We start from the raw sequence: 13,570 nt of genomic DNA, 5'->3' as shown, positions 1-13,570 counted from the left end.
ATATGAATCGCTGTAATTCATAGTCTATTCCACGGTCAGTAAATAAAATAGCGGCATAAACAAACACAACTTGGACTTATATTTATGAAACTAACTAAAACATCTCTATTAATTGCATCACTTATTTCTTCACCTTTAGCACTTGCAAATACCAATGTTGATTTCTCTGACTCTAAACAACATTATTCGGGGTTTGATATTGGTTATGGCAGCAACGATTTTGATATTGGTCTTCAATATGCAAAGTCACTAAATAACGATTGGAGTTTGCTAAGTTCATATAGCAGTGACGACAATTTTTATAACCACGAATTGGGATTTGATTTTCAAAGAAGCGATGGCTTAGGGCTTGCTTTTGAGTATGAACATGATACCAACTTCCAATCCGATAATTTGCGCGCGAATGACTATAGCTTCAGTCTCTACAAGGCCAATACGGTTAACGAACAGTTTTCTGTTGTACCTCAAGTAACGCTTGGCAACCTGAAGCATCAACAGATGAGCAGCAGTGTTTACTACACCAGTGCATCACTTGATATGACTTACAACCTGAACCCAAGCATGTGGGTAGGATTCACACCGGAATACACTTACAGCTTAGGTAAAGTGAAAGAAAAGAATGGCAACCAATCGACGCTTAGAGATTGGGATTACACGGCAGAACTTGGTTATCAATTAAATAGCACAAGCGCGTTCGTCTATAGCTATCAATATGATGATGGTAATAACCTTTCATTATTCTCTTTTAAACATTCATTCTAAATCATTAGAGCTGCCGGTAATAGTCAGCTCATTTTTTAATACCTAATCTTAAAATATTTAAATAAGTGAGCCACTTTGAAAACTAAACTAATATTACTGAGCTGTATTATCAGCGCTTATTCCATTGCTGATGAAAACGCAATTGATTTTGAATCCGCGGTAGAAGAGTTTACAGAAGCGACCATTGAAACAACCCCCATTGATTTCACCGACCCGACTGCCGCTTATAGCTCCCTTCAATTAGGGTACAGCAATGAAGGCCTTGATGCCGGATTTGGATATGCTAGAGCAATCAATGACGATTGGGCGGGATTGATTTTTGCTCAGTCTCTAAACAGTTTTGACACATACAGAGTCAGAGCCGCGGCACTGAGCACCAATTTCGGTAGTGGCGTTATGGGAGACTATTTATATGATGACCGACATGACACACACACTTTCGTATTGAACGCGATGCAAGTCCTGCCGCTGCATGAACGATTACTGATTGCACCGACTCTTGGCGCGGGTGTCATATCCAGCGATAACCTTAATAAAGACGTACCTATTGCTATGGCGCAATTGTACGGTGTCGTTACCATTACAGAGCAAGTCTCTATGATGATAGCACCTATCTACACGACGTCTTTGAGTGACAAAACACTTAAAATCAACACGTTAGACTGGGAAGGTAATTTTTCATACCAAATCGCAGATAACCAAAATATTTCATTTAAGTATAGTATCTACGATGAAACCGACAACAAGGTGGGCATTCACTACACCTATGCGCTGTAGCTACACTCATTCACTATAATGCCCTTGACTCTACCTAAAACGAGTACTCTAACTCGAAGCTCTTGTATCACATCAAGCCCTAAGCGCCTTTAGTAACACGGATGTTGCTAGCCCTCCTTTTACTTACTCAAGATATTTAGAACGCCTTTCGTTGAAAGCTAACTTCTGCTCACAGCGCATTGCTGCGAACCGTATCAAACAATCTTTAACACATATCGTTCTTAAACTATTGAACAAAGGCTAATTTCCCTTATTCTTAGGTTACGCTTTCGAACTTCATTACGAAAAGGTAACCCATGAAAGAACTTCAAGACTTAGACCTAAATCTGCTCAAGTTACTTAAAGCGGTTGTTGAAACTCGTAATACCCATGCAGCAGCAGACAAGCTTGGTATATCGCAAACCAGTGTCAGCAGAGGGATGGCGAAGTTAAGAGAAACTTTTGGCGACCAGCTTTTTCTTCGTAAAGCACACGGCGTCGAGCCTTCAGAATTGGCAGAGAAACTAGCCGAAGCGGCCGATGAAATGTACTCCCCTTTGATAAAAGTGGTTGAGTCCTACCACAACTTTGACCCTAAAATATTTACCGGCGAAGTCACCATTGCATTAAACATATTTCTACTTGAACTGTATGGCGATGGGGTTTTTAAGGTTCTACAAGAAGCTTTACCACAAGCGAGCTTTAAATTGGTCTACTGGCAAGATAAAAGCTTGGTAGAAGTACTGAATGGACAAGTCGATTATTTACTACAACTTTCAGGCATTCCATTACCTCAAGATATCTACCAACATAAGCTCACCGAAGTAAAATTGAGCCTAATTGCGCGTAAAGATCACCCAGTGTTAAGTAAAAGCAGTGAATGGGAAGACATTCATCACCTACCAATAACAAGAATCTTAATTGATGGCATTAACACCAAGCGTGCTCCGATTGAAGATCTCTATATATCAAAAGGCTACAACGCGAATATTGTGCTGGCGACGCATAGCCTCACAGTATTACGAAGCAAGCTCAGAAATTCAGATGCCTTCTCTTTTGGCAGCAGTTTTATGACGGAAGATGATTCGGAACTCCGCTGTTACCCATTACCTAATTTACCAAAAGAAATGCGCCAAATTGGTGTAGAGGGCGGCTACCTGCAATCCAAGCGAGGCTTCCCACTTCACCAACTATTGCATCAAACCATGCAGAGCTACTTTGATAGTATTGTTCAACCTGACGGTCGATAGCGAGCGGGATTTCTGGCCTCAATTAAAAAACTATTAACGATAAGCTCTGGCCCCTAAAGCGATATATAGGTCGCTTTAGAGGCACGTTGTCTTTAGGGGCAAGGTGTCTTTAGGTTAATCGTGTCTGAGGCTGCTTTAAGCAGAAGGTGGCCGCACAGCAGAGGTTGCCGCCGGATACATGATGGTATTTTTAATTTCGTACTTATATTCAAAGCTGAAATCAGGAAATGGGAAGGCTTGCTCTTCATGCCACTGCGCAACAACCTGTTCGGCTTTTCGTTTCTGTTCCTCATTGTCATTGGCATTTACATCCACAAGTTGATATTGCGTAGAGTGAGCTATCTTCGCACCAATGCTCTCGACTTGGGTCAATACAGAAAACAAAATATCCTCTTGGACAGCCATGAACTCTTCATGGTCACGACAGCTAATGTAAGCCATCAGATTAATATTGATGGAGTATTCCCCAACACCCATGAGCCTCACTCGAACTGGATCTTCTTCGATGATTGGATGTTGTAGTAACAACCGGCGCAGATTAACGATCAGTACGCGTAATTGCTCAAGGGTGGTTTCGGAACGCAATCTCAACACATGATCCATGCGTCGCTTATCACGTCGCTCCAAGTTATCAATTTCCATGTTGGCAAATTCCGAGTTAGGAATGGTAATTAAAGAGCGCTCTAGCGTCCGGACTCGAGTCGAACGCAAACCAATACTCTCAATGGTTCCTAGTTTGTCTCCATAACGACAAAACTCACCAATCTTTACGCCCCCGTCAGCATAGAGCGTTAATCCGTTGATTACGTTCTCCAATATAGGGCGAATGGCCAGTGCAACCGCCAAACCACCCACACCCAAACCTGCCAATATTGGGGAGATTGAGAACCCCATAAATTCGATGACATAAATGCCAAGAATCGCGATCGTCAACCCGCCAAATATACGTGCTAATACGGTAATCAGTGACGAATCTACGTGCTTTCCATTGTGCTTTTTGAATACATAAATATCAGCGAAATAGTTGAAAATGGCCATAATAAGCCATGAGACGAAGAAGAACTGAGCCAGTAGGAAGAAGGTGGTGAACAGCTGATAAACACCACCTGTAATCCATATCCCATCATCAATCACCCATCTTGCTAAAAACAGCAAATTCACCACGCCCACCAGCGACAACAGTCGACCTGCCCGCCATTTAAAGCCTTTTCCTTCCCAGCGACGATTCCAGCGTTCACCAAGCAAAAAGCTAATTCTTATCATTATCTTACATAGTGACAAAACGCCAGTGAGTGCAAGCCATTGCCATAAAGGAAGCGGCCCATAAAGTTGATTAAAAGATGAAGGTAAAGAAAGAACAAATTGCTTAGAGAACATAGGTCCGGGGCTAATCAGAAATTCCTGATAATAGTCTGGACGTGCTTTGCCATAGTACGGAAGGACTGACATCGTTCTATACCACCGAGAAAGGCTTTGAATGGTGTTAGAACTAAATAGGAACTGATCGGTTCGATCGCCTAGAGTTTGGCGAGACAATACGATCTCAGTGTTGCCTAAACGCCAGTGATCAATATCTTCTCCCCTTATTTGCTCGACATTTGGCACTAGCTGATGAGTACCTTGATCAATTCGATCCAACAACTCACGAAGAAGAATTATTTTCTCCATCACGACAACTGTTCGGCTTCGATTCGGAACCATAGACAAATCCATGGTTCTGATCACTTGTGAATAAGCATGCTGCGCTTCTTTAAGATGCAGTGTTTCATTTTTCCAATGCTCGATAACCACACTCGAATCCCTGATGAAGCTCGAAAGAGTATGTTTGGGGCTCGACGTGTCAGCGAGCTCCAAAGCAATACTTGGCATGGCTAGCGCATTAGGTATGGTTAGACATAAGGGTATGGTTAGAAAAACGGCTACTAACATCGAATAAAAACGTCTTATCACAACGATCTCCCGTCATCACTTTGTTCCAATGAAAACATAGGGGTAAGCGAATAAGAATGATCCATGACAGATTGATGTTGAGAGTAATGATAATTAGCTTGTAGTAACGTGGATATACATTTTAAAAGTGAAGTGAATAACGTTGTCATTATATCCTCCAAATAAAAATTCACATCCGTGTGATTCAATATTAGCTTGCTGAAATAAACTAGTTGATATGTTTATTAAAGAACTGGCCTAACTCATTAATAGCATCTTCAGACTCTGGCATATCGATTAAGATACCATTCATATAATCACCATGAGATTGGCCATCATATATATGCAGGTCAGTTTCTACGTCTGCACTGCGTAATAATCGATGCATACGAACCGTATCACTTAACAAGAGATCTCGAGTACCTGAAATGAATATCGTTGGTGGGAATTCATCAATATCAGCGTATATTGGTGAAATAAGAGGATTATCAAGCGCTTCTCCACCAGCATAGACATCGAAAGTGCCCTCAATCAGCCCTTCTCGCTGACCTAGAGGGTCTAAGCCTTGCATCGTTAACCATGAATCCGATGTCTCTTTAAGGTCGACGGAAGGGGTCCCAACAAACAATGCGCCAGGTGCGGGAAGATCGAGCTCTTGCAGTTTAAGTGTCGTTGCTAACGTTAAGTTACCGCCTGCGGATGTGCCAAAAATCGCTGTTGATTCTGGTGATTGAGTTTTTATTAGCTCTTTCCATACTGCAACTGCATCATCAATTGCCGCTGGGAATGGATGCAGTGGCGGTTGACGATAGTCAACAGAGATCACCTGTGCACCAAGCCCGTTCGCAACCCAAATAGCTTCTCGTAAAGCTGATTCACCCCCACCGAAAACAAATGCACCACCATGGATATGTACTAGCCACTTATCTTTGTATTCAGGGGCGATATTCTTCGGCGTAACAAAGAACGTATCGACTCCGGCAAACTGCTTAGCTTCATAAGTAACGTCCAAGCGCTCTAGAGCTTGTTGAGCAATCTTAATACCTGGCGCATCAAATTGGGCTTGTAACGCCAACCACTCTGCCGTGTTGTTAGGAACAGGAATTGCCGGTGAGATAACTCTGTTCTCAAATAACTGAGCAAACTCTGTCGATATACCTGCTGGGGTCGGAACCTTTCGCTCTTGCAGTTCCATTCCAGCGAACGCCGCTGTGCTTGATAAGCTGAGTAGCAATGCAGGAATAACAGTGCGTAGTGATTTGGTTTTCATAGTAACTCCGGTAATGAATCTAAAAGCCGTGATTGGCGAACTGAGGCTATTATTCACGTCCGAACCCATTAGCACTATGAATTAGAGAAATTCAAATTTGATTATAGCTAAGTAGCAATAATGAATTTCTCTAATTCCTACTAAGTCTAAAAATCAAATGCGATATTAAATGAAGAAAAGATAAGGAGCTTACATGAAATACTTACCAGCAAGTATGGTATTAACAGGCTATTTGGTTTTCTTATTTATATTGGTTATGCGTCTAAATAGCTAAACAATATAAAAAGAAAACACTCAATCACTTATTTAACTTCTTACTAGTTTGATAAATAAAATAGTAAGAGGAACATTAAATTTAGTATCGGTCATCAGAATTAATTCGGACAGTATTAAACCATGAGAAAACCAATGAAACTTAATTCAACAACAAAATCAATCAAGCTATTCATTCTGACAGCTTCATTAAGCGCAACTGCCATCGCTCAAGACACGATGTTTACCTCTCCACAAAACGTATATAACGACAGTGAAGTAGTGCTGACTAAGTATAACAATGGCGGAGTAGTGAATGCTTCGGTGATAGAAAACGTAGCAAAGACTCAGCCTGAAGAGGCGTACATCAAACAAGTAACAGATGGAGTTTGGGCAATCACTGGCTATCATTTCGGCTACAAAACAGTTATTGAGGGCGAAACTGGCCTTATCATTTATGACTCTGGTGACGACATTGAAGAAGCAACGGAGATCTTGGAATTAGTACGCAAACACATTAGTGAAAAGCCGATCCACACCGTCATTTATAGCCATTCTCATTATGTATTTGGTGCACAAGCGATTCAACAAGCCTTTGATGGCGAGCTCAAAGTGATTGGTCATCCAGAGATCAACAAAAACGTTCTAGAAAGCGGCGGCTTAGGTGCGTCGATTCCTGAACTATCACCAACGCTAACAGCCCGTGCCTATGAGCAATTTTCGGTGCTCCTGCCTGCTGAGGGGCCTGATGCAAAATCCCCAACACCGATAGGTAAAACACAAGGGTTTGTGCCAGTAAATACTCCTGTGACACAAGGCCAAACAATGACTGTTGATGGTGTCGAGATGGTTTTCTACACCGACTTTGATAGTGATACCGACGATCAAGTGATCGTCTATCTGCCTGAGTCCAAAACGGTACTCAACAACCACCTATGGCCAACTTACCCGAACTTCTACACATTAAGAGGTTCAGTGTATCGTGATCCGACAGTCTGGGCTGAAGGTATCCGCCTTATCAGAGACTTAAATCCAGAACATCTTATCAACACGCACACTGAACCACTCAGTGGCCATGATGAGATCCAAACCACATTGAACGGTTACTATGATGGAATTATGTACCTCTATGACCAAACTATTCGAGGGATTCTGCAAGGTAAAACACCTGAAGAGTTAACCTACTCGGTTCAGTTACCACAAGATCTCGCCGAATTACCCCATAACCAGATGACTTATGGTGAGTTTTCTTATTATCCGAAAAACATCTATTACCATGCGCTTGGTTGGTTTAACGGTGAAGCTGAAACCTTGAACCGTATTGAGCCGAACCTTCAAGCTAAGAAAATCATTGAAGGGTTTGGGGGAGTAGACGCGGTAAAACAAGAGCTAAACAAGACTATTGCCAACAATGAACTCGCATGGTCAGCAGAACTCGGCGGCTACTTAGTCCGTGTTGTCCCGAACGATGAAGAAGCTAAACAGCTTTTGGCAGACACATTAAGACAAATGGGCTACCAAACAGAGGCATCAATCCCCCGATCTTGGTATCTAACCAAGGCTCTTGAATTAGAAGGAAAAGTCCAAATACCAAGCGTGGTGTTTTCAGATGCTAATTCAATCATAGGATCCCCAGCCGAGACGTTGGTGGGCCAATTTCGAGTGCGTCTAGACCCAATCGCAAGCTATGGGGAAGACCAAATGATGGCAATTACGATAAAAGACTCGGATGCCCCAACAATGGGATTGCATGTACGTAGCACTGTCGCTGAGTTTATCTCAGACACCGAAGACTACAATCGCCAAGCTGACCTTGAAATCAGCGTATCTAAACGCACTTGGGCAGAGTACTTTGTTGGGGAGAAGAGCTTAGATCAAATGCTAGAAAGCGCTGACGTGAGCACTAACCACAAAGATGATGTGAGAGGATTCTTTAGCCTCTTTGACCAATTAAACGAATCGAAAACCCGGTTTGTATCGCCATCACAGTCTTAGACTTGAGCTTCGACATAGACTTAGTTTTTGGGCTTAAACATAGCGATAGCCATGGACTAAACCACTTTTAACCAAAGCCTCCACGACGGAGGCTTTTTGCTATTCATCGTGTTCTATTTATCTAAACGCTTGTTACAAAATATCTAATTTAACCAAACACTGAGCTCCCCTAAAATACCAGTCAAATGATTAGGGGAGATAGAACATGATTAGCTCAGTACACAATGACGAACTCAACAGATACATAGAGAAACTAGACTTAAACCTTACCAAAGCTCAGGTTCGTGAACTTGGTTGGCAGCAAAGTAATGAAGAGGTAGGAAAAGAAAAAACAGTATTAGGCTCGTGGTTTTTCTTTTCTTTCCTTGGCTTATGTACGTCTGTATGTCTTGCTCTGCTGATGTATATCTCATGAAGATAAACAAAACAATGACCACGTATAACCAGCATGGAACGTTCAATTGGTTCGAGGTCGATGGAGAAACGTACATACTGTTCAAAGTGGGCAGCAACAGTGCTCTATTGAACCAACATTATGAGGATATCACCGAACAACAGAGCGAAATATACGGGTTGTTAGGTGCGATTCCATAAGCTCTTACTGCACGTATTCACTTATGGTGTATTTATTCACTTGTTGTCTATCTACTCACTAACTAGTGAAAACATCGGTTCTTTTAGGAACAACAACGAACTACAACAAACGGTTCTTATACTGTTCCGGCGTTTGGTTCGCATAACGTTTGAACATGGTGATAAATGGGCTTGCTTGGTTATAACCCAATGTAAGAGCGACCTCTTTAACCGATTGGCCGTTTCTCAACAAGTCCATTGAGTAAAGGTAGCGCACTCGCAGCCGCCACTCGGTAAAGCTCATTCCAAGTTCCGTCTGGCAATGGCGAGAAAGGGTTCTTTCCGTGGTGTGGACACGTTCAGCCCAATCTTTCAGCGTCACTTCATCGGTTGGGTTCTCTTCAACAGAAGCTAATATTGGTGCTAGATACTTATTGTCGGTTGAAGGCAAGAAGTGGTGTTCAACCTCACGCTGCGCAAGTTGGTCAAGCAGTACCTGAACAAGCCTTTGATCTTGCTCTGTTTCCGCAACATTGATCCCACGATCGCGAAAATCATCGATAATAGAAGACACAATCGGCGTGATCTTTATAAGGCTGGTTTTATCTGGCAGGTGTTGCGTGAGTTCTGGGGCGATATTTAGCGAGCAGTAGTCCAAAGGCTTACGGTTATAACTGCAATGCATCACCCCGGCTGGTACCCAAATAGCCAAATGTGGTGGCGCCAGAAATCGGGTGCTTTCCGCTTCCATCTCTAATATACCGCCACTGATCAATTGAACCTGTCCCCATGAGTGGCTATGAACTCGGGTTTCAGTGTTCGAAAGAAACGCTTCAAAATTCATAAATACGTTGGATGGTGCCTTATCAATTGATAAGGATGGATGAAGGTTTCTGGAGTGTTTTTTCAAACTTGTCTTCCTATCGCGCCTGATGTCTTTCTAAAGATACTTGTAAGTATAACGACCTGTCAAACTAGCCGCATCAACTCATTCGCCACGGAATTCACATGCATTACCTCTTACCATTTTTTACAGTCTGTATCTGGGGCGCCAATGCAATCGTCAACAAGCTTGCTGCAAGCACCATAGAACCGAGCGCGATGAGTTTTTACCGCTGGTTTTTTGCAATGTTAATTCTCACGCCTTTCTGTATTCGCCCAGTCATGAAACAGTGGGCTGTCATTAAGCCAAACTTATCTAAATTAGCGTTCCTCGGCTTTTTAGGCATGGTGTTGAACCAATCTCTAGGTTACTACGCCGGCTTAACCACAACCGCTTCCAACATGGCATTGATCACGTCTTTAGTCCCGTTGATCAGTGTGTTTCTAAGCGTTCCCTTATTGCACAAGTCTATTTCTAGTTTGAGTATTGTTGGCGGTGTGTTATCACTGTCAGGCTTAGCTCTGATGTTAGGTAAAGGCGATCCGTTATTCTTCATGCATCAAGAATTGACTCAAGGCGATGGCTATATGCTAATTGCAGCCTTTGTTTATGCTTCTTACTGTGTGCTATTGAAACGCTGGAAAATGCCAATCAGTAGCTGGGTGGTGATTTACATTCAGGGTCTGTTTGCTGTCGCGATGCTTACGCCACTTTGGCTTACCAGCGAACAACTTTTACCACCGCAACAAGCGCTCCCATTGATAGCTTACGCCGCGGTTGCCGCTTCAATTTTAGCGCCTTGGATGTGGGTGAAGGCGATTGACACGATTGGTGCTGACTCAAGCGCGATGTTCATGAACTTGCTTCCGGTTGTTGCGATCGTATTAGCCGCGACATGGCTTGGCGAAGAAATTAACCAGTTCCACATCATTGGTGGCGTGATGGTGATTTCCGGTGTCATCCTTGCTCAAATAAAAAGAAAACCAAGGCTTGAGGCTCCTCTCCCTCAACAAAGCTAAACGCACTACCCAGCGCTCACATTAGGGTAAATATTCAAACTCACTTTTCTCACAGTACCTACTTCCGAAGTAGGCACTGTTGTTTTATTCACAAGCCTTTCAAATGCTTTTAATACGCGTTCATTGTGGTTGCAACATGTTACCGACTCAGGTTTAATGCATTGAGTACTGTTTAAGTTGTAAAAGGAATTACAATGACTCAACCAACGACCCCTGTGATCATCTCGTCCCTGCTGGCTTTATCCTCTGCTTCAAGTTTTGCGGCCACTGTTCCTGCTAATGCACCACTAGCTGAGGAACAACATTTTGTACGTGGCAACGGTGCAGAGCCCAATACACTAGACCCAAGCTTCGTAAATTCAGGTATGCCCGGTGACATTATCGTCAATGATATGTTTGAAGGCTTTGTGATTGAGGACAGTGACGGACAAATCATCCCAGGGCAAGCCAAAGAGTGGTCTATCAGCAAAGACGGCAAAACAGTGACGTTTGTATTGAAAGAGAACCTCAAATGGTCGAATGGCGATCCAGTCACTGCATCTGATTTTGTGTTTGGTTGGCAGCGTGCTGTGTCTCCGAAAACAGGTAACAACACGGGTTTTGTTTTTGCGACCGCTAACATCTTGAACGCTAGCGAGATTCTATCAGGAGACAAAGATCCCTCTGAGCTTGGCATCAAAGCATTAGATGAGCGCACGGTTGAAATTTCACTTTCAAAACCTACGCCCTACTTTATGAGTTTAATGAGCATCAAAACCTTCTTCCCTCTACCCGCTGAATTGGTGAAGAAGAAAGGCGAACAATGGACTCGCGCAGAAAATATCGTGACCAACGGTGCTTACACTTTGAGTAAATGGGTGCCTAACGAATACGTTGAAGTCATGAGAAACCCAAATTATTGGGATAACACATCGACAGTCATCAACAAGGTGACCTATTTGGGCTTATCATCTCAAAATGCCGAGCTTATCCGTTATCAAGCGGGTGAAATTGATATGACCAATCGCGTCCAGCTTGAGTACTACCAGAAATTAATCCAAGAAAGCCCTGAACAGATCAAAGCGCAAGCTCTACTAGGTTCGTACGTCTATTCATTCAATACACGTCAAGCACCCTTTGATGACGTAAGAGTACGCCAAGCACTGAGCATGGCCGTCAATCGTGAGATTCTGGTCGAGAAAGTTACAGGTCAAGGTGAGCCAGAAGCATACAGCGTGACGCCGAATAATATTCCTGACTACACAGCGCCTTTATCCGAATTCAATTCTTTAGACAGCACGCAGCGTTTAACAAAAGCCAAAACACTACTTGCTGACGCTGGATACAACAAGAGCAACCCACTCAAATTCACACTGACTTATAACACCAGTGAAAATCACAAAAAGATCGCTATTGCGATTGCCTCGATGTGGAAGCCGCTGGGTGTGAAGGTAGAATTGGAAAACATGGAGTGGAAAGCGTATGTTGCGGCAAAAGGCGCTGGTGACTATCAAGTTGCACGCTCATGGGCTTTTGGTGACTACCCAGAGCCTTCTGCACTGTTAGAGGCATTCACTTGTGGTCACACGGCAAACGAAAGTGGCTACTGCAATCCCGATTATGATGAGCTCTTACAGCAAGCGAGTAAAACGGAAGATCAGTCTAAACGCTTTACTTTATATCAGCATGCTGAGTCGTTACTCAACGATTCTGCAGCAGTTATGCCTCTGTATCATTACAATCACACACGATTAGTGCGAAATACACTAAAAGGCTTCCCAAACAATAATCCGAAAGGAAATATCTACGCGAAGGATCTATACTTTGTAAAACAGTAAAAGTGAGCTGATAAGAAAACAATAATAACTACCACTTTAGTGGTAACTGAGATACAGTCACTTTAACTAAACCAAATCAACAGCGGTTAGTTGGCTAGCACAAAAAAGGTACCGACATGAGTACCACACGGCTTAGAAACACCTAGCATTGCGCTAGGTGTTTTTTTTTGTAATCGACTTATCTAGCGACTTAATCAGTATTTCTAATCGCTTGCTTGATATCACTTCATCCATGTTTGCCACTCGCCTTATACGCCTTTAAACACCAATATTCATCAACTGATCATCTGTTTGAAAAAAATAGTCTTAACCGTGAGATTATCCGCTTTAACTTATGTCATCTTAAGTATATTGTTACTAGCAAGTAACAAGCATGTTATTCAGCAAAATAATAATGAAGGAAGATAGATGAGCAGTAGCAATAGCCGACAAGATGGTAAACGAGACGTTACTCTGCGTTTTTTAGCTGAACCCGGGGATGTGAACTTTGGTGGTAAAGTTCATGGTGGTGCAGCAATGAAGTGGATCGATTTAGCAGCCTACGCTTGTTCTGCAGGTTGGAGCGGTAAATACTGTATAACAGCCTATGCAGGAGGAATTCGATTCGTTGCCCCAATTCATGTAGGTAACCTTGTGGAGGTAAGTGCAAAGGTCATCTACACAGGTTCATCTTCAATGCATATCGCTATCGACGTGCAAGCAAGCGACCCTAAAGAGCTCAATAACCGCCTAACAACTCACTGTATCGTTATTATGGTCGCTGTCGATGAGAATGGTAATCCGACTAAAGTGCCAGAGTGGATACCAGAGACGCCAGAAGACATCGAATTACGAGATTCGGCTATTCGCCTAATGAACATGCGAAAACAGATTGGTGAAGAGATGGAAGCTCACGTGAAGTACCTGAAATAAGGTCCACCAGCAGCCCTCCCCCTACAAAACCTTATTACAATGCCAAGCGCCTGCTTGGCATTGATCTATTTGATACCTTCGTGCTCTACACCGCCAAATCCGCTGCACACCCAATATAGACGACAAGAGCGTGATACCCAGCCAAAGGTTGA

The 13,570-nt window shown here is 42.9% G+C and carries 12 protein-coding genes; 9 read left to right on the top strand and 3 right to left on the bottom strand.

Going from position 1 to position 13,570, the window contains the following annotated elements:
• The first annotated feature begins 84 nt into the window (after nucleotides 1-84).
• From HRQ85_RS03290 to HRQ85_RS03280, 3 genes are all read left to right on the top strand, one after another.
• The gene (locus HRQ85_RS03290) at nucleotides 85-762 is read left to right on the top strand and encodes a hypothetical protein (protein ID WP_172378692.1); all 678 of its coding nucleotides are present in this window, start codon (nucleotides 85-87) and stop codon (nucleotides 760-762) included.
• A gap of 75 nt (nucleotides 763-837) precedes the next feature.
• Nucleotides 838-1,539, top strand: coding sequence for a hypothetical protein (locus HRQ85_RS03285; RefSeq protein ID WP_172378691.1), 702 nt, complete (start codon nucleotides 838-840; stop codon nucleotides 1,537-1,539).
• A gap of 296 nt (nucleotides 1,540-1,835) precedes the next feature.
• On the top strand, nucleotides 1,836-2,768 hold the full coding sequence (locus HRQ85_RS03280) for a LysR family transcriptional regulator (RefSeq protein ID WP_017091760.1): 933 nt from the start codon (nucleotides 1,836-1,838) through the stop codon (nucleotides 2,766-2,768).
• 135 nt (nucleotides 2,769-2,903) lie between these two features.
• Here HRQ85_RS03280 and HRQ85_RS03275 read toward each other — a convergent pair whose 3' ends face one another.
• Both HRQ85_RS03275 and HRQ85_RS03270 read right to left on the bottom strand, forming a co-directional pair.
• On the bottom strand, nucleotides 2,904-4,637 hold the full coding sequence (locus HRQ85_RS03275) for a mechanosensitive ion channel family protein (RefSeq protein ID WP_253918823.1): 1,734 nt from the start codon (nucleotides 4,635-4,637) through the stop codon (nucleotides 2,904-2,906).
• Between the two features lie 289 nt (nucleotides 4,638-4,926).
• Nucleotides 4,927-5,967, bottom strand: coding sequence for an alpha/beta hydrolase (locus HRQ85_RS03270; protein ID WP_172378690.1), 1,041 nt, complete (start codon nucleotides 5,965-5,967; stop codon nucleotides 4,927-4,929).
• A gap of 408 nt (nucleotides 5,968-6,375) precedes the next feature.
• Between HRQ85_RS03270 and HRQ85_RS03265 the strand changes: the two genes are divergently transcribed.
• The 3 genes from HRQ85_RS03265 to HRQ85_RS03255 all read left to right on the top strand — a co-directional run bounded on the left by HRQ85_RS03265 (nucleotide 6,376) and on the right by HRQ85_RS03255 (nucleotide 8,808).
• The gene (locus HRQ85_RS03265; RefSeq protein ID WP_041473037.1) at nucleotides 6,376-8,214 is read left to right on the top strand and encodes an alkyl sulfatase dimerization domain-containing protein; all 1,839 of its coding nucleotides are present in this window, start codon (nucleotides 6,376-6,378) and stop codon (nucleotides 8,212-8,214) included.
• Nucleotides 8,215-8,419: 205 nt separating this feature from the next.
• The gene (locus HRQ85_RS03260) at nucleotides 8,420-8,629 is read left to right on the top strand and encodes a hypothetical protein (protein WP_172378689.1); all 210 of its coding nucleotides are present in this window, start codon (nucleotides 8,420-8,422) and stop codon (nucleotides 8,627-8,629) included.
• Nucleotides 8,626-8,808: a hypothetical protein gene (locus tag HRQ85_RS03255; protein WP_059017506.1), complete on the top strand. Its 183-nt coding sequence runs from the start codon at nucleotides 8,626-8,628 to the stop codon at nucleotides 8,806-8,808. Before HRQ85_RS03260 ends, HRQ85_RS03255 begins: the two co-directional genes overlap by 4 nt.
• Before the next feature lie 100 nt (nucleotides 8,809-8,908).
• On the opposite strand, the gene HRQ85_RS03250 is transcribed toward HRQ85_RS03255, so the two are convergent.
• Complete coding sequence (locus HRQ85_RS03250) at nucleotides 8,909-9,697, bottom strand: AraC family transcriptional regulator (RefSeq protein ID WP_012600208.1); 789 nt, start codon at nucleotides 9,695-9,697, stop codon at nucleotides 8,909-8,911.
• A 98-nt stretch (nucleotides 9,698-9,795) separates the two neighbouring features.
• Between HRQ85_RS03250 and HRQ85_RS03245 the strand changes: the two genes are divergently transcribed.
• From HRQ85_RS03245 to HRQ85_RS03235, 3 genes are all read left to right on the top strand, one after another.
• Complete coding sequence (locus HRQ85_RS03245) at nucleotides 9,796-10,689, top strand: DMT family transporter (RefSeq protein WP_048610626.1); 894 nt, start codon at nucleotides 9,796-9,798, stop codon at nucleotides 10,687-10,689.
• Between the two features lie 194 nt (nucleotides 10,690-10,883).
• The gene (locus tag HRQ85_RS03240) at nucleotides 10,884-12,506 is read left to right on the top strand and encodes a peptide ABC transporter substrate-binding protein (RefSeq protein WP_172378688.1); all 1,623 of its coding nucleotides are present in this window, start codon (nucleotides 10,884-10,886) and stop codon (nucleotides 12,504-12,506) included.
• 408 nt (nucleotides 12,507-12,914) lie between these two features.
• Entirely contained in the window at nucleotides 12,915-13,418 is a 504-nt protein-coding gene (locus HRQ85_RS03235; protein WP_019822926.1) for an acyl-CoA thioesterase, read from the top strand.
• The last annotated feature ends 152 nt before the right edge of the window (nucleotides 13,419-13,570 follow it).

Origin of the sequence: Vibrio sp. Vb339 (assembly GCF_902751245.1) — a bacterium.
In the GTDB taxonomy this organism is placed as follows: domain Bacteria; phylum Pseudomonadota; class Gammaproteobacteria; order Enterobacterales; family Vibrionaceae; genus Vibrio; species Vibrio coralliirubri.
The sequence above is the reverse complement of the archived record's forward strand: the minus strand, read 5'-3'. Positions and strand labels throughout refer to the sequence as shown.

What these genes read in the sequence shown, in the direction of transcription:
- HRQ85_RS03290 (WP_172378692.1), top strand. Translation starts at nt 85, where the DNA reads ATGAAACTAACTAAAACATCTCTATTAATTGCATCACTTATTTCTTCA.
- HRQ85_RS03280 (WP_017091760.1), top strand. Translation starts at nt 1,836, where the DNA reads ATGAAAGAACTTCAAGACTTAGACCTAAATCTGCTCAAGTTACTTAAA.
- HRQ85_RS03275 (WP_253918823.1), bottom strand. Translation starts at nt 4,637, where the DNA reads ATGCCAAGTATTGCTTTGGAGCTCGCTGACACGTCGAGCCCCAAACAT.
- HRQ85_RS03270 (WP_172378690.1), bottom strand. Translation starts at nt 5,967, where the DNA reads ATGAAAACCAAATCACTACGCACTGTTATTCCTGCATTGCTACTCAGC.
- HRQ85_RS03265 (WP_041473037.1), top strand. Translation starts at nt 6,376, where the DNA reads ATGAAACTTAATTCAACAACAAAATCAATCAAGCTATTCATTCTGACA.
- HRQ85_RS03260 (WP_172378689.1), top strand. Translation starts at nt 8,420, where the DNA reads ATGATTAGCTCAGTACACAATGACGAACTCAACAGATACATAGAGAAA.
- HRQ85_RS03255 (WP_059017506.1), top strand. Translation starts at nt 8,626, where the DNA reads ATGAAGATAAACAAAACAATGACCACGTATAACCAGCATGGAACGTTC.
- HRQ85_RS03245 (WP_048610626.1), top strand. Translation starts at nt 9,796, where the DNA reads ATGCATTACCTCTTACCATTTTTTACAGTCTGTATCTGGGGCGCCAAT.
- HRQ85_RS03240 (WP_172378688.1), top strand. Translation starts at nt 10,884, where the DNA reads ATGACTCAACCAACGACCCCTGTGATCATCTCGTCCCTGCTGGCTTTA.
- HRQ85_RS03235 (WP_019822926.1), top strand. Translation starts at nt 12,915, where the DNA reads ATGAGCAGTAGCAATAGCCGACAAGATGGTAAACGAGACGTTACTCTG.